The organism is Streptomyces sp. NPDC040622 (genome assembly GCF_055593965.1).
This window is the reverse complement of the sequence record NZ_JBVIXD010000010.1, coordinates 326,374-351,559: the sequence shown is the minus strand read 5'-3', so window position 1 is coordinate 351,559 and position 25,186 is coordinate 326,374. Positions and strand designations below refer to the sequence as shown.

General features: G+C 73.8%; 21 protein-coding genes. 8 read left to right on the top strand and 13 right to left on the bottom strand.

Annotation, left to right across the window (positions count from 1 at the left end; genetic code table 11):
• Positions 1–11: 11 nt before the first annotated feature.
• The 6 genes from ACZ592_RS29520 to pgfA all read right to left on the bottom strand — a co-directional run bounded on the left by ACZ592_RS29520 (position 12) and on the right by pgfA (position 10,043).
• A complete protein-coding gene (locus ACZ592_RS29520) occupies positions 12–758 on the bottom strand; it encodes a class I SAM-dependent methyltransferase (protein ID WP_471584695.1) in 747 nt (248 codons plus the stop codon).
• Complete coding sequence (locus tag ACZ592_RS29515) at positions 755–2,221, bottom strand: condensation protein (protein WP_471584694.1); 1,467 nt, start codon at positions 2,219–2,221, stop codon at positions 755–757. The genes ACZ592_RS29520 and ACZ592_RS29515 overlap by 4 nt, the downstream gene beginning before the upstream one ends.
• Positions 2,218–6,771, bottom strand: a complete 4,554-nt coding sequence (locus ACZ592_RS29510; protein WP_471584693.1) for a DUF3367 domain-containing protein — start codon at positions 6,769–6,771, stop codon at positions 2,218–2,220. Before ACZ592_RS29510 ends, ACZ592_RS29515 begins: the two co-directional genes overlap by 4 nt.
• Positions 6,768–7,487, bottom strand: coding sequence for a class I SAM-dependent methyltransferase (locus ACZ592_RS29505; protein ID WP_471584692.1), 720 nt, complete (start codon positions 7,485–7,487; stop codon positions 6,768–6,770). The genes ACZ592_RS29510 and ACZ592_RS29505 overlap by 4 nt, the downstream gene beginning before the upstream one ends.
• Entirely contained in the window at positions 7,484–8,668 is a 1,185-nt protein-coding gene (locus ACZ592_RS29500; RefSeq protein WP_471584691.1) for a glycosyltransferase family 4 protein, read from the bottom strand. Before ACZ592_RS29500 ends, ACZ592_RS29505 begins: the two co-directional genes overlap by 4 nt.
• Before the next feature lie 337 nt (positions 8,669–9,005).
• A complete protein-coding gene (gene pgfA / locus ACZ592_RS29495) occupies positions 9,006–10,043 on the bottom strand; it encodes a cell envelope lipid trafficking protein PgfA (RefSeq protein WP_471584690.1) in 1,038 nt (345 codons plus the stop codon).
• 228 nt (positions 10,044–10,271) lie between these two features.
• Here pgfA and ACZ592_RS29490 point away from each other — a divergent pair, with 228 nt between their 5' ends.
• From ACZ592_RS29490 to ACZ592_RS29480, 3 genes are all read left to right on the top strand, one after another.
• Positions 10,272–10,424, top strand: coding sequence for a hypothetical protein (locus ACZ592_RS29490; protein WP_471584689.1), 153 nt, complete (start codon positions 10,272–10,274; stop codon positions 10,422–10,424).
• A 42-nt stretch (positions 10,425–10,466) separates the two neighbouring features.
• Positions 10,467–11,789 carry a PucR-like N-terminal domain-containing protein gene (locus ACZ592_RS29485; RefSeq protein WP_471584825.1) on the top strand — a complete coding sequence of 441 codons (1,323 nt, stop codon included), beginning with the start codon at positions 10,467–10,469 and terminating at the stop codon, positions 11,787–11,789.
• A gap of 159 nt (positions 11,790–11,948) precedes the next feature.
• Complete coding sequence (locus ACZ592_RS29480; protein ID WP_471584688.1) at positions 11,949–12,662, top strand: SCO2400 family protein; 714 nt, start codon at positions 11,949–11,951, stop codon at positions 12,660–12,662.
• A 40-nt stretch (positions 12,663–12,702) separates the two neighbouring features.
• Here ACZ592_RS29480 and ACZ592_RS29475 read toward each other — a convergent pair whose 3' ends face one another.
• The gene (locus tag ACZ592_RS29475; RefSeq protein WP_471584687.1) at positions 12,703–13,167 is read right to left on the bottom strand and encodes a MarR family winged helix-turn-helix transcriptional regulator; all 465 of its coding nucleotides are present in this window, start codon (positions 13,165–13,167) and stop codon (positions 12,703–12,705) included.
• Positions 13,168–13,333: 166 nt separating this feature from the next.
• Between ACZ592_RS29475 and ACZ592_RS29470 the strand changes: the two genes are divergently transcribed.
• Entirely contained in the window at positions 13,334–14,365 is a 1,032-nt protein-coding gene (locus ACZ592_RS29470) for an NADP-dependent oxidoreductase (protein WP_471584686.1), read from the top strand.
• Between the two features lie 98 nt (positions 14,366–14,463).
• On the top strand, positions 14,464–14,892 hold the full coding sequence (locus ACZ592_RS29465; RefSeq protein WP_471584685.1) for an organic hydroperoxide resistance protein: 429 nt from the start codon (positions 14,464–14,466) through the stop codon (positions 14,890–14,892).
• Between the two features lie 66 nt (positions 14,893–14,958).
• On the opposite strand, the gene ACZ592_RS29460 is transcribed toward ACZ592_RS29465, so the two are convergent.
• Both ACZ592_RS29460 and ACZ592_RS29455 read right to left on the bottom strand, forming a co-directional pair.
• Positions 14,959–16,119, bottom strand: coding sequence for a serine hydrolase domain-containing protein (locus ACZ592_RS29460; RefSeq protein ID WP_471584684.1), 1,161 nt, complete (start codon positions 16,117–16,119; stop codon positions 14,959–14,961).
• Between the two features lie 52 nt (positions 16,120–16,171).
• Positions 16,172–18,787, bottom strand: coding sequence for a M14 family zinc carboxypeptidase (locus ACZ592_RS29455; RefSeq protein ID WP_471584683.1), 2,616 nt, complete (start codon positions 18,785–18,787; stop codon positions 16,172–16,174).
• Between the two features lie 138 nt (positions 18,788–18,925).
• Here ACZ592_RS29455 and ACZ592_RS29450 point away from each other — a divergent pair, with 138 nt between their 5' ends.
• Positions 18,926–19,786: an EI24 domain-containing protein gene (locus tag ACZ592_RS29450; RefSeq protein ID WP_471584682.1), complete on the top strand. Its 861-nt coding sequence runs from the start codon at positions 18,926–18,928 to the stop codon at positions 19,784–19,786.
• Here the strand turns inward: ACZ592_RS29450 and ACZ592_RS29445 are convergent.
• The gene (locus ACZ592_RS29445; protein ID WP_471584681.1) at positions 19,744–21,042 is read right to left on the bottom strand and encodes a pyroglutamyl-peptidase I; all 1,299 of its coding nucleotides are present in this window, start codon (positions 21,040–21,042) and stop codon (positions 19,744–19,746) included. The two genes, ACZ592_RS29450 and ACZ592_RS29445, sit on opposite strands and share 43 nt — an antisense overlap.
• Before the next feature lie 59 nt (positions 21,043–21,101).
• A complete protein-coding gene (locus ACZ592_RS29440; RefSeq protein ID WP_471584680.1) occupies positions 21,102–21,422 on the bottom strand; it encodes a hypothetical protein in 321 nt (106 codons plus the stop codon).
• A 154-nt stretch (positions 21,423–21,576) separates the two neighbouring features.
• On the opposite strand from ACZ592_RS29440, the gene ACZ592_RS29435 reads away from it, so the two are divergent.
• A complete protein-coding gene (locus ACZ592_RS29435) occupies positions 21,577–22,209 on the top strand; it encodes a LysE family transporter (RefSeq protein ID WP_471584824.1) in 633 nt (210 codons plus the stop codon).
• 26 nt (positions 22,210–22,235) lie between these two features.
• Here the strand turns inward: ACZ592_RS29435 and ACZ592_RS29430 are convergent, their stop codons facing one another.
• On the bottom strand, positions 22,236–23,120 hold the full coding sequence (locus ACZ592_RS29430) for an aminoglycoside phosphotransferase family protein (RefSeq protein WP_471584823.1): 885 nt from the start codon (positions 23,118–23,120) through the stop codon (positions 22,236–22,238).
• 176 nt (positions 23,121–23,296) lie between these two features.
• Between ACZ592_RS29430 and ACZ592_RS29425 the strand changes: the two genes are divergently transcribed.
• A complete protein-coding gene (locus tag ACZ592_RS29425) occupies positions 23,297–23,992 on the top strand; it encodes a GNAT family N-acetyltransferase (RefSeq protein ID WP_471584679.1) in 696 nt (231 codons plus the stop codon).
• Between the two features lie 148 nt (positions 23,993–24,140).
• Here ACZ592_RS29425 and ACZ592_RS29420 read toward each other — a convergent pair whose 3' ends face one another.
• Positions 24,141–25,145, bottom strand: coding sequence for a LysR family transcriptional regulator (locus tag ACZ592_RS29420; RefSeq protein ID WP_471584678.1), 1,005 nt, complete (start codon positions 25,143–25,145; stop codon positions 24,141–24,143).
• Positions 25,146–25,186 lie beyond the last annotated feature (41 nt).

Here is a 25,186-nt window from a genome sequence, read left to right as displayed (position 1 = left end):
CCACCACACGGTCAGGTCCTTCGGGCGTGCAGCAGGAGGATCGAGGCGGCGCTGGGCACGGCGCAGGCCAGCCGGTCCAGGGCGCGCAGCGGACGCGGCACGCCGTGGAAGGGCGCGCCGGTCAGCCGTACGACCTCGAAGCCGCTGGCCGCGACGAACTCCCGCAGCGCGCGGGCCGTGTAGAGCCGCAGGTGTCCGACGACCTCCTTGCCCGGGCGGCCGTGGACGGCGCGCAGGCTCACCTCGGAGAAGACGGGCTGCACTCCGGCCAGGAGCAGGCCGCGGTTGTACCAGGCGGCGAGGTTGGGGGTGGAGAGCATGAGGTGCCCGCCCGGCGCGAGGACCCGGCGCAGCTCGTCGAGGGCGCTGTCCGGGTCGACCAGGTGCTCGACGACCTCGCTGAACAGCACCGCGTCGGCCGCCCCGTCGGCGAACGGCAGCCCGCCGTCGGAGAGTTCACCCCGTACGACGTACGGGAGGCGGGCGTGGGCGCGCTTGAGGGCGTCCTGCGACCAGTCGACGCCGATGACGCGGTGGCCCGCGAGGAGCGGGGCCGCGGTGGCCGCCGCCGTGCCGTCGCCGCAGCCGATGTCGAGGACGGTGGCGGTGCGCGCCGTGGCGGGGCCGAGCGCGGCCGCGAGGATGCGGGCCTGGCGGATGCTGCGGGCGTCACCGGAGGCGACCGGGACGGCCGGGTTCTCGTAGAAGCCCCGCAGGCCGCCCGGTCGTTCGGCAGTCGGGGTGGTGGCGGTGGTCACTTGGGCCCCCCGTGGGTCTCGTGGGGTTCGGTGTGTTCCGTCGCGTGCAGGTAGTGCTCGAAGAGGTCGCGCAGGTGGGCCCCGTCGCCGTGGCTCAGGAGCGTCTTCGACCAGCGCAGGGCGAGGTGCAGTCGGCCCGCCGTCGACGCCGTGGTGACGGTGAGGCCGCGCGGCAGCCGGGCCGGGGCGGAGAACCACACGGCGTGCGCGCGACCCGCGTCGCCGAAGTCCAGGGCGTAGGGGACGCGCCCGATGTTGCTCAGGAGTGTCGTCGACGTCCAGGGCGCCGCCGCCCTGCGCAGGCCGCGGGTCAGGGCGGCCCGGAGGGTGACGGGCAGGACGGGGGCGGTCAGGAGGGCGGCTCCGCGGCCGAGTTGGGGGCGGGGCAGGGCCTTGAGGGCGCGGGTGCGGTCGGCGGTGCGGCGCAGCAGGTCCCGGGTCGCCTCGGGGGTCCAGTCGCGGTGCGCCAACTCATGCGCCGCGAAGGGGACTTCCACCAGGCGGGTGCCGTTGCCGATGGGCATGGTGGCGTCGCGGGGGCGGTCGTCGACGGGCATCGTGATGCGGAAGGGGCGCGGGCGGGCGCCGTGTTCGCGGTTCCAGTGGGCGATCATCAGCGCGGTCGCGACCATGAGCTGGTCGTTCACGGTGAACGGGGAGCCCTTGGGGCGGCGCGGCACGGGAAGCTCGGCGACGAGCATGCCGTTGCCGGGGGAGGGCTCCGGGGTGCCCCTCGCCACCCGCGCCGGGGGCGCCCAGCCGGAGGCCGCGTCGGGCGGGGGTTCGGGCGCGGCCTGCGGGTCGGCGGGCGCGCGGGACGGGGGAGCGGCCGGGGCGTTGTCCCGCCCGCCGTAGATCTCGGCGGCGGTGGCCAGGACGCGCAGGCAGGCGGGGCCGTCCAGGGCGGTGTGATTGATCGTCAGGAGCAGCACACAGCCGTTGGGTTCGACCGTTTCGGCGCCGGGCGCGGCATCCTCTCCGACACCGACACCGACACCGACACCGACACCGACACCGACACCGGTGCCGGGGGCGCGACCCTCCGCCTCGGACAGGGGGTTCGCCACCACTTCCAGGCGGATGGGCGGGGAGGAGGCCAGCGGCGGCGCCTCGGCGAGGGCCCGTTCGCGGGCGTGCTTGAGGGCGTCCCGTTCCGGGCGTGGGAAGGTCACCACCTCCACGTCCGGGCCGGCCGTCAGCTCCCACTCGTAACGCCGCCGGTACCAGGGCCCCCGCGCCTCCCGCATCAGGATGCGCGGGTGACGGCGCAGGGCCTCGCCGAAGGCGGACCGGAGGCGGTCCGGGTCCGGGGTGCCCGGCAGGTGCACCTCGATGTGCACGGTCTCCGGCTCCTCCTCCTGGAGGCAGTGCCGGGAGACCTCGTCGACGACGGGGAACGGCACGCGCGAGGGCGGCCGCCCGGGGCCGTCCGCGCGCCGTGCCGGATGTTCCAGTGCGGTCATCGCTGGGTGCCTTCTCCTGTCGTGGATGTCGTTGATGTCGTGGACGGACGCCTGCGCCGCATGAAGCGCGCCGTTCTGCGGCCCGGCGGCGCGGGCTCGGGCTGCGCGGAACCGGGCCCGCGCGCCGAGACGGTGTGCCCCGTCCCGTCCGAGCCCTCCGGCCCGTTCTCGCCCCGCTTGCGGCGGGGCAGCGGGGGCGCCTGCCCGCCCGGGTCGCGGTCCGGCCCCAGTGGCAGCGTCGTCGCCGCGGGACCGGGACCGGGACCGGGACCGGGGCCGTGGCCGGGCGCGGGTGCGTACGGCGGCGGGTTGCCGGGCCCGCCGGGCCCGTACTCCCTTGTGTCACCCCGGTCGCCCCGAGAACCCCCGTCGCCCGGGTCACCCGGGTCGCCCGGGCCACCTGCGCCGCGATCCGTGTGCCTGGCACGCGGCGCCGCGTCCCGCACCGTCACCAGCGCGGCGAACAGTGCGATGAGCGCGAAGAGCTGGGCCACGTGCCCGAACGCCCCCTCGTCGGCTGCGACGGACTCGCCCGCGCCCGTCGCCGCCGCGATGCCCGCCCCCGCCATCGCGAGGAACGCGAGGGGCACCAGGAGCGCGTGCCGCCACCAGGCCAGCAGCGCGAGCGCCGGGACCAGCAGCGCGAAGGGACCCGCGATCACCGCGGCGACCAGCGTGAGCGCCACCGTGCCGAGGACGATGCCCGGGGCGGGCGGCGCGGGGGCCGGCGCTTCCGGGTTGGGGTCGCGGCGGCGCACCAGGACGAGGGCCACCAGGGCCAGGACGCCGATGCCGGCGAGGATCAGGCCGATTTCGTAGACCTGCGACGGCTCGTAGCTCAGCTTGACCGTGCCGCCCTCGCCCTGCGGCACGAGCCAGCCCTGCTGCCAGCCGTCGAGCCGTACCGAGGTCAGTTCCTTGCCGTTGAGGGTCGCCTTCCAGCCGTCGTTCACGTTCTCGTACGTCGAGAGGTACGAGGCCGCTCCCGAGCCGACGGAGACCTCGCGGCGGTCGCCGAGCCAGTCCTTGATCTTCATCTCGCGGGAGGTCGTGTCGAGCGCGCCGGGCGTGCCGCGGGTCAGCGACGCGTCCATGACGGCCAGCGGGCCCGCATCCCCGGTCTCCACGGCGTGCGCCCCCGGGTCGAGCGCCACCGCGGTGTTCTTCCTGCCCTCCTGGCAGAGCGTGACCTCGACGGGCCGCCGGTCGGTGAGGTCACGGACCTTGCCCCTGGCGGCGGTCTGGAACAGCTCGCCGTCGACCGACATCGTCGGGCCCTGGCCGCACGGCAGCGAGAACGTGTCCGTGGCGTCGGGCTGCGGGGTGCGGTACTTGTCGAGCGCGGGGACGTACACCTCGGTGAGGCCCACCGGCAGCTGCAGGTCCGCGTCCGCCACCGGGTTGTGGACCGTCAGCGGGGCGGTCTCCGTGATGGTGATGTCCAGCTGGTCGGTGGTGATCGGGGTGAAGCGCGCGTTGCCGTTCTCGTCGACGCCCGCGGTCGCCGCGCCGTCCGGCGAGCTGATCTCGATCTTCACGGGGCGGGTGGAGAGGCCGCCCGCGGCGGGCAGCACGATCTCGCCGACCGGCTGTTTGTCCGGCCACTTGAGGTGGATCACCGGGCGGTTGGCGGAGCCCGCGATCCAGCCCGTGGTCAGGTCGCCGTCGGTGAGGTTGCGCGGCGAGAGGCCGGTGCCCAGCTTCGCCGTGGAGTCGGCCGTGGCGATGATCTGCTGCTGTTGCTCCGGGGCCACCTTGTAGAGGAGGTCGTCCAGTTCGGCGCCCGGCACGGCGACCGCGCTCGCCTTCATCTCGTACGGGCCCTCGCCCGTCGTCGTGAAGCGGCGGTGCAGGCCCGCCTCGGAGTTGACCGGGGAGAGGGCGCTCGGGTCGGAGGAGCGGTGCAGGGAGTAGGTCGTCGCCCGCGCGTCCGTCGACTTCTCCGCGTCCGTGGGGAGCTGGAGGAGCTTGGTGACGCGGACGTCGGGGATGCTGATCTCCGAGAAGCCCGCGCCGGTCAGGCCGGGGCGCGCCTCCTGGGAGTCCAGGATCGTGATCTTGATCCAGGCCGTGGAGCCCTCGCGGGCCTTGATGCGCTGGGCCATGCCGTTGGGCTGCAGGGGGCTGGTGACGCTGCCCTTCTCCGTCTCCACGCGCACCCGGGTGGGCGCCGGCCGCACGCCGTCCTGGGGCAGCGGCGTGACGCGGAAGGACGCGGGGACGTCGATCTTGGAGTTGAACTCGGCCTTGATCCACTCGCCTTCCGCCGAACCGGCGTTGCCCTCGGCCCAGGCGGTGGCCGGGTTCCCGTCGAAGGCGTTCACCGGGTCGTACTGCGGCAGGTGGAAGAGCCAGTTGCCGTAGCTGGACGCCGAGACCGACCTGGCGCCGCGCAGTTCCGCCGTCGTCTGGTGCTCCACACCCTTGGCCGGCAGGATCTGGTGCGGCTTCTTGCCGGGGTCCTGGGTGGCGTCGACCGCGTTCCGCTCGTCGCGTCCGTACGTGTACGAGGTGTTGGTGTTGACCAGGCCGAAGCGGGTGTCGGCGCGGCGCAGGCCGTCACCGACCGCCTGCAGACCGGGTGCGCCGATGCCCGGGTGGTTGTCGCCGGTCAGGACGGCAGGGCGGTCGCGCATCGAGGGGTCGGCGGAGAGCGGCAGCAGGGATTCCGGGCCGCCGCTGACGACCGCCGTGTTGGACACCGGCTTCAGGCCCGCCTGGCCGGGACGCTCGGCGCCCTCGCCGGGTGCGTAGATCTCCACCGCGCGCTCGCGCGAGTAGAGCCCCTCGACCTGGATCGGGGTGTCGTCGGCGATCTTCCCGTCGGTCGTCGTGGGGCCGAGGCCCTTGACGCGGCTGAAGCCCGACTCCTCCAGCGTGCGCTTCACGGTCGCGGAGGGGACGTGGCCGACCTGGTCGGGGTCGAGGTCGTTGCGCACGACCACGTAGTACAGGCCGGCGCGCGTCAAGTAGTCGCGCAGACCCGGGACTTGGCCGCCGGTCATCAGGGCCTGCTCGACCGCGTCCATCGCGCGGCGGTTGCCCGGCGTGCCGAACGGCACGTAGTCGCGCTGGGCCCAGCGGGAGTCGGCGAGCACGTCAAGGGGCTGGTCGATGGGGGAGCCCCAGGAGTAGATGCCGTGCGCGGTCGCGGGGACGACGAGGGCGCGCGAGTCGGGGGAGTACTTCTCCAGCCAGTCGGCCGTCGCCTGCCAGTACGTCGGCAGCTTCTGGAACGAACCCGGCTGCAGGATCGAGCCGTTGAGGTAGGGCCAGGCCAGGCCGGGCAGTACGAGGACCGCGGCGATCAGCGGCGCGTACCTGCGCCCACGCACCGGCCGCGCGCCGCGCGCCTGGGCGGCCACGCCCACCAGGTGCATCAGGCCGAGGACGAGGGCGAGTGCGAGGCCCGCCTGGAACTTGTAGATGTTGCGGAACGGCACGAGTCCGCCGTTCAGCCACGACTGCACGGTGTCGTGGAAGGGTGCCCCGAACGCGCCGCCGTACCCGGCGAGCGTGATCAGGACGACGGAGAGCACCGTCAGGACCAGCCAGCGCCGCTCCGGCAGGTCGCGTCGCGCGAGGCCCGCGAGGCCGAGCGCCGCGGCGAGCGCCGAGCAGACGATGGGGACGACGGCGGTCGCCACCGTCCAGCCGGCGGGCAGCCAGGCCTCGCCGAAGTGGAGGTACGCGACCCAGTTGCCGGCGCCGCGCAGCGTCTCGGTGGCCGACATCGTGCCGGTGGTGGTGGCCGAATTCTCCACGTACGGCAGGAAGTTCTCGCCGTAGATGCCGAGCATCAGCAGGGGCACGACCCACCAGGCCGTGGCCAGGAGGACGGCGGGCACCCACCAGGTGATCAGCTTCCGCTTGCGCGGGCCGTTCGGTCTGGAGAGGAGATAGAGGCCCACGGGCAGCAGCGAGGCGAGCGTGGCCGCCGCGTTCACGCCGCCCATGAACGGGATGATCAGCGCGGAGCGGCACGCGGCGAGGCGCGCGCTGATCCGCTCGTCGGTCAGCGGGAGCAGCACCCACGGCAGCATCGCGCCGGGCAGTGCGGCCGCCGACGTCGACCCGACGACCACGGTGAACGTCGGCCACAGCGCGTACACCAGCGCGCCGAGCAGCCGACTGTGCCGGCTGCCGACACCGAGGCGCTCGGCCAGGCGCAGGGCGCCCCAGAACGCCGCCGCGACGATGAGCGACATCCACAGCCGCTCGGCCAGCCACACCGGCAGCTGCACGAGCTTGGCCAGGCCGTAGAACGGCAGCATCGGGAACGCGTAGCCGACGTACTGGTCCTGGATCCCGCCGAAGCCGCCCCGGTCGTGCCACAGCTGGCCCAGGTCGGAGAGGAACTGCCAGGGGTCGACGGCGACACCGAGCTTGGTGTCGAACGTCATCCGCCCCGGTTTCACCGCGAGGAAGAGCACGAACACCACGGCCCAGAACCCCAGCAGCCAGCGCCGCGAGCGCGGCCCCTGCGAGGGTTCAGGGGCATCGGTCGTGGGCCGTACGGCCGCCGGGGGTGGGGCCTGGACCGTGGTCATGGACACCGCCTGAGGATGAGGAGGAGATTCCAGGTCGCGATCTCGCGCACACCCGGCACCTTGGTGATCGCTCCGGCCAGGAACGGCCAGTAGCGGGAGCGCGCCGACACGATCTCCACGTCGTCGCGGCCGCGCACCTGGCGCAGGGTGCTCCCGACGTGGTGGGCGAAGAGGTTCTCGCCGAGCGTGTGCTTCGCGGCCTTGCCGGTGCGCCGTTCGTAGCGGGCCCGGGCCCGTTCGGCGCCCAGGTAGTGCCAGGGCGCCCACTCGTGACCGCCCCACGGGGAGAGCCAGTTGGTGAACGACACGTAGATGAGTCCGCCGGGCCGGGTGACCCGGACGGACTCGCTCAAGAACGTCTGCGGGTCGGCCACGTGCTCAAGGACGTTCGAGGAGAAGGTGACGTCCGCGACGCCGTCCGCCAGCGGCAGCAGATACCCGTCGGCCACCACCGAGCCCTCGGGGGCCTTGGTCCCCAGCTCGGCGGGGTCCGGCTCGAAGAGGAAGCACTGAGCGCCGCGCCGCCGGAACTCCTCGGTGAAGTAGCCGCCCCCGCCGCCGATGTCGACGACGACGCGGCCGCGCACCGGACCGTACGCCTCGACCTGGTCGGCGGCGTCGCGGGCGAGGAGCGTGTAGCAGCGCTCGGGCTCCTGCTGCTCGCGCAGGAAGGCCCTGAACAGGGTGGCGGAACGGCGCAGCGAAGGGTCCCTCACACAGACCCCTGGGGCGTCGGGGGTCCCGGGGACACCTGGTGGGCGGCGAACGCCTCGCCCGCCACCGCCTGGAACTGCCGGACCGTGTTGCCCCAGCGGAACTGCACGGCCCGCTCGCCGGCCGCCTTGCCGAGGGCCCTGCGGCGCTCGGCGCTGAGGGCCAGCGTGCACCAGGCGGCCGCGAAGGAGCTCTCGCCCCGCGCGAGCAGGCCGGTCACGCCGTCCTCGACGGAGTCGCGCACGCCAGGGACGTCGAAGCCGATCGAGGGCGTGGACCGCGTCGCCGCCTCGGTGATGACGAGACCCCAGCCCTCCACGGCCGACGGGTGGAGCAGCATCCAGGCCTCGCAGAGCAGCCGGTGCTTCTCCGCCTCGGTGACGTGTCCCGTGAACTCCACGCCGGGGCCCGCCAGTTGTTCGAGGCGTCCGCGCTCGGGACCGTCGCCCACGATCACGAGCCGGCCGCCCGTGACGGGTCTGACGCGCTCCCACAGCCGCAGCAGCAGGTCGATGCGCTTGTACTCGACGAGCCGGCCCATCGCCAGGAACAGCGGCTCGTCGGAGCGGGCGTGCAGCGGCCCCGGCTCCTCGACGCCGTTGTGCACGACGCGGATGCGGTCCCGCTCGACGCCGATCGCCCGCAGCGCCGTGGCCGTCGACGGCGAGACGGCGACGAGCAGGTTGCCGCGCTGCGCGCCCGAGAGCGCCCAGTGTTCGAGTCTTCGGCCGATCCGGGCCGCGGGGGCGAGCGCACCCTGGAAGCGCATCCCCCACAGGTCGGTGTGGACGTGGTTGACCAGGCACAGGGTGGGTCCGCGGTGCCACAGTGGCGCCAGGTACGGCATGCCGTTGCAGACCTCGACGAGCAGGTCGCAGTCGCCGACCTGCCGCGTGAACGCGGAGCGGGCCCGCAGGAAGTGGCCGAGGTCGCCGCCCGCGGACACCACGCGGTAGTCGCGGTACGCGGCGGGTCCGCCGCACAACAGGGTGACCTGGTGGCCGAGTTGACTGAGCCCGTCGGCGAGCTTGTCGACGAGGAGTTCGGATCCGCCCGCGGCGGGATTGTCCAGGTCGCGGTGGGCGAGGAAAACGATCCGGCGCGGATGTGGGGGCGGCGCCGGAGGGCGCTCCGCGCGGCGTGGGGCGGCCGCGCGCAGCGAGGACGGTACGTGCTGGGGCATACGTGCTCCAACTCGTCTCAGGGTGCGGAACTGTGGGGGGTCCGGTCGGCGAAACGGTCCTGCTGGGTTCTGTGGGTTCTGTGGGTCCTGCGGGTCCTGCTGGGTGGGGCGGACCGGGCCGCGGAGCCGTGGGGGCCCGTCGCGAAGGTGCTTACCCGGCCTGTGCGCGGTGGTGCGGCGGTGCGGGGGTGCGGGGGTGGCGTGCGGGTCCTGCGGGGGACTGTGCTGGGGTGGTGCGGGGACTGTGCGCGGGTGGGGTGGACAGTTTTCGCCGCCCGGTACCGCGCGGCTACTCACCGAAGTGACAATTTCCGTGCCATTTGGAGCTGACGTCCCATCACATCGTGGTGCGCTGCAGGGCGGTCGGTGACGTCCCAGGATGCGGACTCCCCGGATCCGCCTCCGCTTCACCGGGCCTTCCCGGACCGTTCGCGCCGTCGTCACGGCGTCCTCGTACGACCAGTACGATTCCGGCCAGCGCGAGCACCCCGCCCAGTACCCCCGCGAGGAGCGGCAGCGTCTCGCCGACCAGCTTCAGCCGGCTGCTGTCGTCGTCCGCGAGCTTCACCTGGGCCTTCTGGGTGGCCGGCGTGAACGCGATCCGCTCACTGTCGAGCAGCACGGTGGCGTCCTTGTCCGAACCCGGCGCGCGCAGCGTCTTGCGGGGGCCGATCGCGGCGAAGATGATCCGGCCCGTGCGCCGGTCCGCGACCAGCTCGATCCCGTGGTTGGCGTAGTACTCATCCGCGATCACCTGACTCTTCCTCGGCTGGCCGACCATCAGGCCCGGTACCTGCCGAGTGCCCGTCTTGGTGGCTTTCACCGTGGCGGTGAAGCGGTAGCCCTCGTACCCCTGGACCTTCTTCGTGCCCCGGTAGGTCAGCGGCACGGTCGCGCCCAGCGTGTTGTCCCACCAGGTGTAGGACCGCTTCTCCACGTCGAAGGGGAACTTCAGGTAGGCCTCGCCCTCGAAGTAGGGCTCCTCCTGGCAGCAGTGCACCGGCGCGTTGGTCCTGCGGTCGGTGACCCAGCGCTCCAGCGTCCACTGCAGCGAGTCGTGCGGGTCCGCCGCGGGCAGCGACTTGTCCGGGTCGACGGAGGTGGACACGTCCCAGACCGCGCGCCCGCTGTCCTCGCTGTCCGCGACGTCGCCGCGCACCTGCCGGGTGATCGTGAGGTTCTTGTCGTGGACGGTCTTGATCTTCTCGGTGTCGAAGTAGCTTCCCTTGCCCTTGAAGACGGTCGTGATGTCGACGTCCACGGGCGTGCGTTTCGCGCGTGGCTCCACGTACCAGGCCAGCATCGGTGCCAGGACCAGAAGAAACGCGCCAAGCCCGAGAAGGATCAGCGACAGAGGAGAGGCGGTGCGGCGCATGAGGTCACTCCTGGGCTGAGGGCGGGAGAAGTGTTACCGAGCCGTATGGGCCGGGAACCGTAGGCGCACCCTTGACGAAGTGTCAATGCATTGCCGAGACTGGGCACTTGCCGGTCGGGGCCGGTACGGGCTGTGCGACCTGCGCTTGTGGCCAGAGCTGCTCGACCTGGCCGAGGGACTGCGTGACCAGGGTGGGGACGACCTCCGACAGAGAGGCTGACCCTCGCAATGCACCGACTGCTCGCCGCTTCACTCACCGTCGCCGCCGCGGCGCTCCTCGCCGTGGGCGCGGCACTCGGCATCGTCGCGCTCCTGAACGCCACGCCGGATCAGCCCAATACGCCGCTGGTGCATTACGAGACGCCTGCGCGGGGGCAGTGACCGCCTGTGTCCGCGACCCACGCCCAGGCGTCTGACGACCGGATGACGGACGGCCGGCCGGCCGACGGCGGACTGCCCGCGGACCGGCACGCGACCGCCGCCTCCCCGGCCCCCGCCCGCTCCGCCTGGCGCGACGTCCCGCCGCGCCAGGTACGGGAGTTCGCCGCCCTCGCCCTGGAGGAGGTGCCCGCGCTCGCCCAGGACATCCTGCGCGAGATACGGGCCGAGTACCCCGGTCTGCCCGTCGTCCTCGACGACTCGGGCGAGCCGATGGCGCTCGTCGGCATCCGCCGCGCCCTGGAGGGCTTCGTCCAGCAACTGGCGTCCCAGGAGGGCAGACCGCGCTACCACCTGGAGGTCTTCCAGGAGTTCGGCCGCGGCGAGGGCCTGCACGGCCGCAGCCTCGACTCGCTCCAGGCGATCTACCGCCTGGGCGTACGCCTGGCCTGGCGCAGGCTCGCCGAGATCGGCCAGCAGATAGAGATCCCGCCCCCTGCCATGTACGAACTCGCCGAGTCCGGCTTCGCGTACCTGGACGGGCTCGTCGACCAGTCCGTGCGCGGGTACGCGGAGGCCGCGGCCCGCGAGGCGGGTGAACGGCTGCGTCTGCAGCGGAAGTTGATGGAGCTGCTGCTGTCCGAGCGGCGCCCCGACGCGTCCTCGGGCAGCTCGCACCTCGGCGGCGGGGCGTCCGGCACCACCGCCCTCGGCAACGGCCTCGGCGAGCGTGCCGCCCGCGTCGGCTGGCAGCTGCCCGAACGCGTCGCCGTGGGCGTCCTGCTGCGCCCCGCGCGCGAGGCCGTCGCGCCCGCCGTCGGCCAGGGCGTGCTGCTCGACATGGAGGCCGAGCAGCCCCGCATGGTCGTGCCCGACCCCGAGGCGGCCGGGCGCCCCGAACTGCTGCGCCGCGCCATGGCCGGCTGGTCGGGTGCGATCGGCCCGCCCGTGGCGCTGGCCGACGCCGCGAAGTCGCTGCGCTGGGCGGAGGCCGCGGTGCGCCTGATGGAGCGCGGCCTGCTGCCCGCCGGTGAGGTCCTGCACTGCACGGAGCACACCGAGGCGCTGGTTCTCCTTCAGCCCGAGGAGCTCATCGAGGACCTGGCCCGCCGCTGCCTCGCCCCGCTCGACCACTGCGGGCCCGCCCACGGCCGCCGCCTCGCCGAGACCCTCCTGGCGTGGCTGGAGACCCGCGGCGGCGCCCCGGAGGTGGCGGCCCGGCTGGGTGTCCACCCCCAGACCGTCCGCTACCGCCTGCGCCAGATCAGAGAGCTCTGGGGCGACGAGGTGGACGATCCGGACCGCCGCTTCGAACTGGAACTGGTGCTGCGCGCCCGTCGGTTGCGGGGGCAGCTCGGCAGGGCGTGAGGGGGCGCGGCCGGGGTGTTTTCGTCGTACCGCAGCGCGCCCCGGACCCGCCCCGCGTCACCCGATGGTGGCCGGCACACCGGACGTTTCGATTCCGCACACAACTTTCACAGCGCCAACTTCCGTTGTCACCGACGCGGCACCTAGCCTCCATGCCTCATGGACTACTGCCACCCGTGCCGCAGGCACCTCAACGGCGCCCTCGCCTGCCCGGGGTGCGGCACCCCGGCCGACGCCTGCCGGGAGTACGCCCAGTCCGTCGCCGTGCCGCACGAGGAACCCGGCGCCCACGGCGACACCGACGACCTCCACGACGACGCGTCCCCGCGCGGTCGCGGCCGCCGCAAGGAGCGCAGCCGCAGGGCGCACCGGCGCAGGCGCCGCAAGGTCCTGTTCGTCGGCGCGGGCCTCGCGCTCGCGGCGGGTGGCCTGAGCCTCGCCGAGCTGGGCACCGAGAGCCGGTCCGAGGAGCCGGCCGCCGTGTCCGTGCCGGACTCCGCGAGCGATCCCGCCCCGGCGGACTCCGAGAGCCCGGACGGTGCCGCCGTCGGCGGTGCGACGGCCGAGGACGCGGTGGCAGGGCCGACCGAGACGTCCGGGGCACCGCAGAGCGCGGAGCGTCGGGCCGAGCGGGAGCGGCAGAAGCGCGAGGAGCGCGAGGGCGCGGGACGGCACGCGGAGGAGGGGCGCGACGGTTCCGACGGCGACGATCGGCCGGGACGCCCCGCCCCGACGACGGCCCCGGCACAGGGCGGCGGCCCCGCCACCTCCCGCCCGACGTCCCCGCCCGCCACCGGCGGGCCCCGCCCGACCAGGCCGCCGGAGCCGGAGCCGACCCGGACGTGCGACCGCTTCCTGTGGTGGTGCACGTAGGCGGGCCGTACCCGGCCGCCTCGCGCGCCCGGGGCCGGGGTCAGGCCTCCGGCGGCAGCGCCTGGGCGCCCAGCATCCTGCGCAGCAGCCCCCGCAGCGCGAGCCGCTCCTCGCGGGAGAGCTCGGCCAGCGGCTCGCGCGCGAAGCTCAGCGACTCGCGCAGGCTGCGGGCGACCTCGACGCCCCGGTCCGTGGGCGCCGCCAGCTTCACGCGCCGGTCGGCCGCGTCGGGCCGCCGCTCGACGAGGCCGCGTGCCTCCAGCCGGTCGACGATCCCCGTGATGTTGGAGGGCTCGCACTTCAGCTTCTGCGCGATGCGGCGCATGGGCATCGGTTCGAGGGAGAGCAGCCCCAGGACGCGCGCCTGCGCGCCGGTCAGCGAGTGCCCGGCGGCCGCCTCCTCGTACTCCTCGTAGTAGCGCGCCACGACCGTGCCGATGAGCTCGACGACTTCGAGCGTCAGCGGGTCGGTGCGGGGCGTGCGGGGGGAGTCACTGGTGGCCATGGTCTCCAGGCTACCCGGTTACTTGACATCATGAAATATTCAGGCGCATGGTTGTTTCATAACCTGAAACATTTTCGCACCCGCCGGGCGCGACCCGTGAGTACGCGGGATTCTTCGGGTACGCGAGACCCCCATGAACGCAGAACGCAGTAGGAGGACGCCCCCCATGTCCGTCACCCCCGAGCAGCTCCCCTCCGTCAGCCGCGAATGGCACCTCGTGCGCCGCCCGAACGGCTGGCCCGTCCCGGAGGACTTCGCGCTGCGCGAGGTTCCCGTCGAGGCCCCGGCCGAGGGCCGCGTGCTGGTCCGCAACCTCCACTTCTCCGTGGACCCGTACATGCGGGGCCGGATGAACGACGTCAAGTCGTACGTCCCGCCGTTCCAGCTGGACCGCCCCATGGAGGGTGGCGCGGTCGGCGAGGTCGTCGCCTCGAACGCCGAGGGCTTCGCGGTGGGCGACCACGTCCTGCACTTCGCGGGCTGGCGCGAGTACGCCTCCGTCCCCGCCCAGCACGCCACCAAGGTGGACCCCCAGGCCGCGCCGCTCTCCGCCTACCTCGGCGTGCTCGGCATGACCGGCCTGACCGCGTACGCAGGTCTGCTCGAAGTGGCCTCCTTCAAGGAGGGCGACTCCGTCTTCGTCTCCGGCGCGGCCGGCGCGGTGGGCGGCCAGGTCGGCCAGATCGCCAAGCTCAAGGGCGCTTCGCGCGTCGTCGGCTCGGCGGGCTCCGACGAGAAGGTGAAGCTCCTGATCGAGGAGTACGGCTTCGACGCGGCCTTCAACTACAAGGACCCCAAGCCGGTCGTCGAGCAGCTCAAGGAGGCCGCTCCCGACGGCGTCGACGTCTACTTCGACAACGTCGGCGGCGAGCACCTCGAAGCGGCCATCAGCCGCATGAACGTGCACGGCCGCGCCACGATCTGCGGCATGATCGCCGGCTACAACGACACCGAGCCGACCCCCGGCCCCCGCAACATGGCCATGATCATCGGCAAGCGGCTGCGCCTGCAGGGCATGCTCGTGCAGGACCACGCGGCCCTCCAGCCGGAGTTCGTCCGCGAGGTCGGCGGCTGGATCCGCTCCGGCGAGCTCAAGTACCGCGAGACGGTCGTCGAGGGCGTGGAGAACGGCGTGGAGGCCTTCCTCGGCATGCTCCGTGGTGAGAACACCGGGAAGATGATCGTCTCCCTCGGCTGAGCTCGCTCCTGGACGCATTTCCGGTATCCGATAACCTAATTCCACAAGCCGTGGTTGTGGGCGCGCACCACGTCACATCTCAGGAGGAACAGGCACTTATGTCCATCCAGAAGATCGACGTCAAGTACACCGCTGTCGCCACCGCCGAGAACGGCCGTGACGGCCGTGTGGCCAGCGACGACGGCAAGCTCGACGTCGTCGTGAACCCGCCGAAGGAGATGGGCGGCAGCGGCGCGGGCACCAACCCCGAGCAGCTCTTCGCGGCCGGCTACAGCGCCTGCTTCCAGGGCGCCCTCGGCGTGGTCGCCCGCAAGGAGAACGCCGACATCACCGGCTCGACCGTCACCGCCAAGGTCGGCATCGGCCAGAACGAGGCCGGCGGCTTCGGCCTGGAGGTCGCGATCACCGCCTCCATCCCGAACGTGGACGCGGCCACCGCGCAGTCCCTGATCGAGAAGGCCCACCAGGTGTGCCCCTACTCGAACGCCACGCGCGGCAACATCAAGGTCGAGCTCGCGGTCGCCTGACCCGTCCCGCCCACGCGCGAGGGCCGCACCCCACTGCGGGGTGCGGCCCTCGCGTCGTACGCCCGGTCAGCCGGCCGCGAGCGCCGCGTCGTGCACGGCGCGCACCAGCCGCTCGTTCTCCGGCGCCGCACCGCCCGGGAACGCGTACCTGCGCCGCGTGTACCCGTACGCGAGGCCGCTGCTCGGATCGGCGAACGCCTGCGAGCCACCTGCCCCGCTGTGCCCGACCGTGCCCGCGCCGAGCCACGGGTACCAGGTCTCCGCGGTGGCCTGGAAGCCGACCGCGAAGGCCTTGTGGGCCCGCGCCACCAGGTCGTGCCCGACCGACTGGAGCTGCCCGAACGCGGCGGCCGTCTCCGCCGTCAGGAGCGCCTGGCGGCCCTCGATGCCGGTGAAGGCCGCCGCGTACATCCCGGCGAGACCGCGCGCGGAGGCCACACCGCCCGCCGACGCCTGGCCCTTGGCGCGCACCGAGCGGCTGTTGGGCAGCGTCTCGATGTCGGTGGGCTCGGCCGCGTTGCGGTTGAAGGCGATGGCGCCCAGGGTGTGCGGCCCGCTCGGCAGCGATGCCAGCAGTGCCCGCTGCTCGGGCGTGGGGTCCATCGGCAGGACCGGGTGGAACCGGCCCTCGTGCTCCTCGGGCAGTCCCAGGAAGAAGTCCAGGCCGTGCGACGCGCGCACCCGCTCCTCGTACAGCTCCTGCAGGGTCCGGCCGGTGGCGCGGAACACCACCTCGCCGGCGAGCGCGCCGACGGCCAGGGCGTGGTAGCCGAACGCGGTGCCGGGTCGCCAGCGCGGGCGCTGGGCCGCGAGCCGCGCGGCGATGGCCCGGTCGTCGGCGACCTCGTCGGGCGAGAAGCCGGAGTCGGCGCCCACCACGCCCGCCCGGTGCGCGAGCAGCTCGCGCAGGGTCACGGAGCCCTTGCCCCCGGCGGCGAACTCCGGCCAGTAGTGCGCGACCTCGCGGTCCAGGTCGAGCGTGCCGTCCTGCACGAGCAGCGCGACGACGAGGTGGGCGGCGCCCTTGGTGGACGAGTACACCCCGTACAGGGTGTCGGCGTCGGTGCCGGGCCCCACCCACAGGTCGACGACCTTGCGTCCCTTGACGTACGCGGCCAGCTGGCCGGCGTGGCGGGGCTCCTCGGCGGCGAGGACGGCGGTGAACTCCTGCCGCACGGCCTCGTACCCCTCGGCGACCGTGCCCTGGACTCGGATCTCACGGGTCATGCGGAAGAGGCCTCCGGGACGCGTAGGGAGAGTCGGTACCCGACCGACATGATCAGTACCTTCTCGACCCACGCGCCCCGGCCGGTGTTTCCCGGCCTTGGCCGACGCGCAGCAGAGCCCGCCCCACCTGCGGGAACACTCCCTTGGGGTGGTCGCGGAAGAGCGGCTCGGTGCCGAAGAGCACCACGCCCGTGCGGCCCGCGGTGCCGCTGACGACCGAGGCGCGGCCCGCGGCGGCCGCGGGGCCCCCGCTGCCGTCCGCCAGCGCCCGCCAGTGCCCGGACACCAGCGGGTTGCCGGTGCCGTACTTCTGCTCCACGCGCACACCGGGGCCGAGGCCGGTGAACCACGTCGGCGCGTAGACGAAGCTGTGGTCCGGGGCGCCGCCGGTGACCGCGCCGCCCGTGTTGACCACCCGGACCACGCCGTTGGCGTCGCCGTTGCCCTCCACGGCCTTCGCGGCGAGCAGCTTCGCGTCGGCGTTCAGCGCGGCGCCGCCCGCGCCCCGCCCCACCAGGCCGCCGCCCCGGGCCAGGAAACGGTCGAGCCCGGCCTTCGCCGCCGCGTTCAGCTCGTCGTGGTCCAGCCCGGCCGAGACGAAGAGGGCGTCCGCCCTCTTCCAGTCGAACCCGGCGTTGAGCACACCGGTCGAGACCGGCACCACGTCGAAGTTCATCTCCCGCAGCGCGAACAGCTCACCCGGCGTGACGGCCGCCGCGACCCGGATGCGGTGCAGCGCGGCGCCGCCCTTGGCCTTCGTGGCGTCGAAGGCCACGTCGTACGTCTTGGCGGCGGCGCTCGCGGCGCGGCGCGCGGACGACGGCAGGACCGCGCCCCCGGCACGGTCGCTCCGCACCGGAATGCCCTTTTTCAGAAGGGAGTTGAGGGCGGCGAGCTCGCGCGGGTCGTCCAGGCGCAGCCGCAGGTTCCCGCGCGGCGCCACGTACCCGGCCCGGGACGCGGCGCGCACCGCGCGCGTGGGCACGCCGGCCAGGCCGCCGTCCTTGACCGTGTCGACGCTCGCGCCCCACAGCCGCCCGAGGCTCCACCCCGAGATGTCGTACATCGTCGACACCTTGTCGCTGATGTCCCGGCCGTCGGCGAGCATCACATTGGCCAGACCCCGCTTGGGCTGGTGCATGTCGACGACGTACGAGCCCTTCGCGTACGCCCGCCCGCCGAGCCGGAAGGAGTGCCGCGCCCGCTCCACGCGGACGTCGTTGGCGAGCAGATGGTCCACGAGCCGGGACGCGGCCGCCGCCGAACGCTGCCCGCGCCCACCCGCCGGAATCACGTACGCGCGCGGGAACTCGGTCGTGTAGACGTCCTCGGGCCCGATCCCCGGCACCCCCGGCACCGTCTCCTCCGAGACCGGCACCTGCGCGGCGCCCGTCGCGCCCCGCCGGAACACCTCGATCTGGTCGGCGATCACCGAGGTGCGGTGGCGGTCGGTGTGGTCGAGGGTGGCGCGCATCGCGGCGCCCGCGATGTCGACGTTGATGGCGGCCCTGCGCCGCAGCTCGGCGGCCGGCCGGTTCTCGTACTCCTCGTTGTTCACCTGCATCGGGAACTCGATGGTGTGCGTGGCGACCGCGCCGTGGAAGGGCATGTACTGCGGGGTGAAGATCGGCGGCCAGTCGTCCCAGCCCTCCGCCTGGTCGCGGAAGGGGATGACGGGCGGCTTCACGCCGTCCTTCTCCTCCGTGTAGCCGAGGCCCTTGATGGCGGCCTCCATGCCGAGGGCGTTGGCGTAGGAGTTCTTGAGGAAGAGGTCGTACTCGTAGTTCTCGCCGTGCGGGGGAGTGGTCGGCTCGATCAGCGTGCCGTTCACGTACCCGTGCAGGTCGATCATCACCGCGGGCTGCTTGTCGATGGCGATGTGCCGGACCGCGCGGGCCTCGGGCTGCGACGCGGTGATGAAGTCGCGGTTGAGGTCGAACCCGTTGGCGTTCGCGCGGGTGCCCGCTATGCGGCCGTCGGGGTTGGTGGTGATGTTGAAGTAGAGGCGGTTGTGTGCGAGGAGGTTCCTGCTCTTCGCGTCCTTCGCGCCCGCCAGCTTCCCGATGAGCTGCAGGGCCGCGTCGGTGCCCTCCCACTCGTTGCCGTGGATGTTGTTGTTGATGAAGACGGGCGTCTTGTACGAGGACTTGATCGTCCTGTCCTTCGCGGCCGCCGCGGGCGCGTTCTCGATGCGCTCGCGCATCCGCTCCTGCCGGGCCGCCTCGCGCGCCGACTCGGGCGCGGTGACGGTCACCAGATAGAGCTGGTGTCCGCCGGCGGACCGCCCGTTGAGCTCCACGCTCACGCGGTCGCCGATGCCCTGCAGCTCGTTCAGCTTCAGGGCTATGCCGTGGTACGGCGTCAGCCCCAGCTTGATCGACTTGTCCGCCGGGTTCACGGGAGGCGCGGTGAGCCTCCGCTCGCGCGGGTAGCCGCGGCCCTCGCCGCCGCCGGACTCCGGCGCCCCGGTGGCGTCCAGCGCGCGCCGGGCGGCCTCCGCGGGGGAGGTGGCGGCCCGGTCGGCGCCGAGCAGCGAGCCCTCGCGGACCGCCGGGCGCGGCGTCGGATCGGCCGTCGCGCTGCCCGGGGCGAGCGCGGTGAACACCAGGGCGCCCGCCGTGGCGGCGGTGGTGAGCAGAACGGGTCTTGATGGCCGGGATATACCCATACGTACCTCCGGGAGATCGGTAAGCGAGGTCTTACCCGGTCAACTCCCGGACAACAAGAGGGCCTTGTGTCACAGCTGTGACGCTCCCGCCGACTTCCCCGCACGAACCCCCGGCCACCTGCGGCTAAGGTGTGCCGCATGCGCGATCTGGGTGTGGGCTTCGGCTACTTGATGAAGGGGCAGCGCTGGGTCGCCCAGCACGGCAAGCAGTACGGATGGGGGCTGCTGCCCGGGCTCATCACGCTCGTCCTGTACGCGGCCGCGCTGGTCTCGCTGGCCCTGTGGGGAGCCGATCTCGTCGGCTGGGCCACGCCGTTCGCCGACGACTGGTCCTCGCCCTGGCTCGGTCTCTTCCGCGGCTTCCTGACCGCCCTGCTCTTCGCCCTCGCGCTGCTCCTGTCCGTCCTCACCTTCACCGCGGTGACGCTCCTGGTCGGGCAGCCCTTCTACGAGTCGCTGTCCGAGAAGGTCGACATCGCCGAGTGCGGTCACGCACCCGAGTCGGGCCTGCCGCTCTGGCGCGAACTGTGGATCTCCGCCAGGGACAGCCTCCGCGTCCTGGTGCGCGCCGCGCTCTGGGGCGTGCTGCTCTTCGCGCTCGGCTTCATCCCGGTCGTCGGCCAGACCGTGATCCCGGTGATCGGCTTCGCCGTGACCGGCTTCTTCCTGGTCGAGGAGCTCACCGCGGTCGCCCTGCAGCGCCGGGGCGTGGAACTGCGCGACCGGCTCGCCCTGTTGCGCTCCCGCAAGGGGCTCGCCTGGGGCTTCGGCACACCGCTCGCCGTCGCCTTCCTGGTGCCGTTCGTCGCCGTGTTCCTCATGCCGGGCGCGGTCGCGGGCGCGACGCTGATGGCACGGGACCTGCTGGGCGAGAACGGCTCGGGCGACGGCGGCGGTGCCGGCGCCGGCGGTGCGGGCGCCGGTGGTGCGGGTGCCGGTGGTGCGGGTGCCGCGGGTCAGGACGACGACGCGGCGGCGCCGAGGATCCCCCGCACCTGAGCGATGATGTCGAGCCGGTTCCGCACGAACTCGGGATCGGTGACCGCGCCCGTCGCCGGGTCCGTGTTCCCCGCCCCGAACTGCAGGACCGGCGTGTGCACATGGCCGCCGGGCAGCCGGTCGTGCAGGCCGAGCCGGTCGCGCAGCAGCGTCGCGCGGTAGGCGATCTCGTTCGACAGGTAGTTCCCGCCGCCGCCCTCGCGCGCCGTCGACCCCTTGGTGGGTCCGTCCGGCCGGACCACGGGCTCGGTGCCGCCCGCCGGGATCTCCGTCACCGACGTGTTGTCGTACACGGGGAAACGGCCGGTGTCCGCGGCCACGATGTCCTTGTACGGGAGGGTCGTCGACGTCCACTGGGGCTGGGAGGCGGGATCGGACACCGGGACGGTCTCGGTGCGTGAGACGTTGTCGTTGTCCGGGAAGCCGCCGCGCCAGGCGCCGTTGGTCCGCTCGACGTCGAACCGGCCGACGCGCCCCTGACTGATCGTGGTGAAGAGGTCGACGCGGGGGAGCTGCGGCCGCAGTGCCCGCTCCACGGCTCCGTCGGCGAAGTCCTGCCAGCGGACCGGGAAGATCACGGCCTCGACGCGCGCGGGCCCGTCGGCGGTCTTGATCGTCGTGCCGTCCAGGGCGAGGGCGGCGGCGCCCGACGGGTTGCTGATGCGCACGTCCCGGTCGAGCGTGAACGGGTCGAAGCCGGTGACGAGGATGCGCTTCACGTGCTTGCCGCCACGGGAGCCGTCCCGCTGTCCCCCATCGGACCGGCCGGTGTGCCCGCCCGGATAGGCGACCGTGTCCTGCCCGCGTGAGGAACGCTCCAGCTCGCCTATCAAAGTGGCGCGTTGGCCGTCAGTGAGGCGGAAGCGGCCCGGCTCCCACTGGCGCAGCTCCCGCGTCATCCCGAGCCGCGCCCAGTACAGCGGCCGGTCGTCGTCCCTGCTGAGGTCGATCCGGCCGCCGCGCCCCTGCGCCCGCGCGACGGCCCGCCGCCACAGTGCCTTCCCCTCGCCTGCGACCAGCCGCCGCGCCTGGCCGTAGGAGTGGGCCCGCTCCAGCGCACGCGCCAGCTCCGGGGCCACGGAGTCGAATCCGCTGCGCCGCAGGATCTCCTGGGGCGCGGCGCGGTCGAGCCGCGCCTCCTCGGCGGTGGGGGCCGTCCGTCCGGCCGGGGCGGCGGCCGATGCGGAGGCGGGTGCCGGGGCGGCGAGCCCGGCCAGCAGGGCGGCGACGCCGAGGGCGCCAAGTCGTGAGAGCACGCGAGTCCTTCCGTAACCGGTGGGGTGGCGGAAGTATCGCGGGGCGCGAGGGGCGAGCGCTACGTCACCTTCCGCCGCAGCCGGCTCCGCACGGCCGCGCCGAGCAGCGCACAGCCGACGGCGCCGACCACCAGATCCGTCCAGCTCGGGGCGCCGGCCTCCCGCAGCACGGCGGACACGCCGAACGAGGTGTCCCAGCCGGACTCGGTGATCGCGGAGCCGAAGCCCTGGACGAGCAGGACGACCCCGAAGAGGGCGAGGAGCCCTCCGGCGGACTTCTTGCTCCGCCCGCCCGCCTGCCCGTTCGCCCGCGCGAGGCGGATTCCCTGACGACCCCCCTGACGGGCTCCCTGCTCGCGACGGATTCCCCGCCCGCGCAAACCAGTTGCCGCTCCGGGCGCCTTCCAGCGAGGCTCGGCCCATGACCACGCTTCCGGCTGCTGCCGCCGCCCTGTCGCCGACCGCCCGCGTCGCTCGTCCGGCGCGCGGCCGGCAGCGGACCGGCCGACCGTGGAGGCCGATTCCCGCGCGTTCATGAGCGCGGTCCTGGTCGCGGGAGTCCTCGCCGGGTACGGGATCGCCATGCCGGTCGGCGGCGTCGCGGCCTACCTGGTCGCCCTCACCGCGCGTACGTCTCTGCGCATCGGCGCCTGCGCCGCCCTCGGCGTGGCCACCGCCGACGGCCTCTACGCCCTCGTCGCCGCGATCGGCGGCGCCTCGCTCACCGGTGCCGTCGAGCCGGTCATGGTGCCGCTGCGCGTGTCCTCGGCCCTCGTGCTCGTCGCGATGGCGGTGCGGGGCGCGGTGACGGCGGTCCGCGGGTACCGGGGGCGGGGCACGGCCGCCGCGAGGGCCGGCACCCCGCTCGGCCCCGCCCGTGCCTACGCCGCCCTGCTCGGCCTCACGCTCCTGAACCCCGCCACGGTGATCTACTTCGCCGCGCTCGTCCTCGGCAGCCCCGCCACCGCGTCGCTGACGCGCCCGGAACAGGCGGTGTTCGCGCTGGCCGCGTTCGCCGCGTCGGCGAGCTGGCAGCTCCTGCTGGCCGGTGGCGGGGCGTTCCTCGGGCGGTTGCTCACGGGCCACAGAGGCCGCCTGGTCACGGCGCTCGCGTCGAGCGCGCTGATCACGGGTCTGGCGGCCTGCATGCTGGTCGGCGCCGGGTGAGGAACGGCCGGCGGTGCGAGCGTCAACTAGCCGCCCAGCTCCGTCAGTTGGCCCACGGCCCGGCGCGCGATGCGGGCCATCACGGGGTTCGTCTCCCGGTAGTACGAGAGCTCGACGAGGGAGATCGTCAGGGCCCAGCCACGGCCCCGCGCCCACATGGCGTCGTCCGCGGCCGGACCGAGGGCGTCCCGGAACGCCTCGCGGGCCTCGGCGTCCATCAGGTACCAGGCGCAGATCAGGTCGACCGCGGGGTCGCCCGACCCCATGCACCCGAAGTCGATGACGGCGCCGAGCCGGCCGCGGTCGACCAGGACGTTGCCCGGCTGGAGGTCGCCGTGCACCCAGACGCCGGGCCCCTGCCACGCGGGCGCGCGCAGCGCGGCCTCCCACACGGCGGTCGCGGCGCGCTCGTCCACGAGCCCGCGCAGCCCCGCGAGGACCGCACGCGTGTCGTCGTCGCGTCCCGCCAGCGGGTCGCTGCGGTAGGCGGCGGGCGCGTCTGCTGCGTCCACCTCGCGCAGGGCGATCAGGAACTCCGCGACGTCCTTGGCGAACAAGCCGGGCTCGGCGAGGGGCTGTTCGGGGTCGCGCGTCGTGCCGTCCAGCCACCGGAACACGGACCACGGGTACGGGTACCCCTCGCCCGGTGCGCCCTTGCCGAGCGGCACGGGGATCGCGACGGGCAGCGCGGGCGCGAGCCGGGGCAGCCACCGGTGCTCCCGCTCCACGTCCTGGGCGGAACCCTCGACGCGCGGCAGGCGCACGACCATGTCCGCGCCGAGCCGGTACATGGCGTTGGACGTCCCCGCGGAGTCCACGCGCTCCACCGGCAGCCCCGCCCACGCCGGGAACTGGGCGTCGATCAGCCGGCGCACCAGCGCCTCGTCGGTGTCGGCCTCGTTGGCGTGCATCTTGCCTGTGCTCACGTGTCCCCCTGGTCGGTCCGGCCCGGTCGGGTGCGGCCCGGTCCGGCCCCGAATGGAAGCGGGTGGCGGGGGTGCGGGTCAACTCCGTTACGTAGGGTCGGCCGCAGAGAGCCGACGCGGTGCGCGCGGCGCCCGCCCGAGCGGAAGTCAGGTGACCGCACGTGATCCAGTCCGACCAGTCCGACCAGTCCGACCAGTCCGACCAGTCCGACCAGTCCGACCAGTCCGACCAGTCCGACCAGTCCGACCAGTCCGACCAGTCAGGCCGGTCCGACGAGTCCGGCCCCGTCGCGCCGGGGCTGATACTCCGCCCCTGGCACCAGGACGACGTCCCCGCCCTCCTCGCGGCCCACCGAGACCCGCTCCTGCGCCGGTGGCTCCTGACAGGTTTGGAGAGCGAGGCGGACGCGCGCCGCTGGATCGAGGAGCAGGGCGAGGCGTGGGCCGAGGGCACGTGCTTCAGCTTCGCGGTGGTCGTGGCGGGGGCGGGCGCCGGGACCGGGGCCGAGCCCGTTGAGGGTGCGGCCGTCGGCCGGCCCGTGGGCCGGGTCGCCCTCAAGGTGCGGCCCGACAACTCGCGCCCCGGCGCCGCGTCGGAGGTGGGCTACTGGACCGCGCCCGAGGCCCGCGGCAGGGGCGTGGCCCCGCGCGCCCTGGACGCCGTCTCCCGCTGGGCGTTCGCCTCGCGGCGACTGGCGCGGCCCGGCCGACTCGAACTGCTGCACTCCGTCGCCAACCAGGGCTCCTGCCGCGTCGCCGAGAAGAGCGGGTACGCCCTGCACTCCGTGCTGCCGCCCTTCCCGCCCGACTATCCGGGCGAGGGACACCTTCACGTCCGTACGTGCGACGCGGAGTAGGCGGGGTGGGTCCGGGGCCCGTCCGGCGGAACTCGCCGGAAGAGTACGCGACTTGGTGCGGCAGCGCGCCAACAGCAGACGGCCGCGCCGCTCCACCGGGTTACGGCGTTGCCGCTCCACCGGGTTACCGCGCCACCGCGCCACCCGTTCACCGCGCCACCGCTCCGTCCCGCAGTCCCCTCGCCGCCTCCCGGAGCGCCGCCAGAAACGGTCCCGCCGCGGGTGCAGGTGCGCGGCCCCGCGCCGTCGCCACGTACACCGCGCGCGGGGGCGCCCCCGCGTCCCGTACCGGTACCAGCGCGATGTCCGCTCGTACTCCCTCCGCGGCGAGCGCGGGGACCAGGGCCACGCCGAGCCCCGCCGCGACGTACCCCTGCTTCGCCGTCCACTCCGCGACGACGTGCGCGACGCGCGGCCGGAAGCCGTGGCGCAGCGCCGGGTCCAGGAGCGTTCCCTCGACGCGGGCGCTGCCCGATATCCAGTCCTCGTGCGCGAGTTGGATCAGCCGCAGCTCGGGCTCGCCCGCCAGCGCGTGCCCGGCGGGGAGCGCCACGTACAGAGTCTCGTCGAGCAGGTGGTGCAGCTCGTACGTCTCGTCGGACGGTGTGCCGGACGTCGTCGACACCACCGCCAGATCGAGGTCGCCCTCCGTGAGACGGGTCAGGAGCGCGGGCGTCAGGCCCTCCTCGCGGGTGAGGACCACGCCGGGGTGGCGGGCGCGGAACGCGGCGATCGCCCGCGGCACGAGCCCCGCGTCGGCCGTCGCGAACGCCCCGACCCGCAGCAGCCCGCCCGCCGCGTCCCGCAAAGCCGCCAACTCCCGTCCCACGGTGTGCAGTCGGGACAGCAGCTCTTGTGCGTGCGGCAGCAAGGTGCGGCCCTGCGCGGTGGGGCGCACCCCGCGCGGCAGCCGGTCGAAGAGGGGTGCGCCGCCGAGTGCCGCCTCCAGCGCGGAGATCTGCCGCGACACGGCGGACTGCGTCCACCCCAGCTCCCGCGCCGCCACCGTGAACGACCCGTGCCGGGCCACCTCCAGGAAGGTCCGGAGCCAGACGGTCGACAGGTCGGGGGGTGCGGACGGCGGCCCGGCAGGGGAGGCCGGCCGGGCGGCGTCCGTGTCGCGTACGGCATGCGGGTTCGGCATGGCTCGCATGCTAGACATTCGCTTGTCGCATCCCGTGCCCGGGCCTAGCG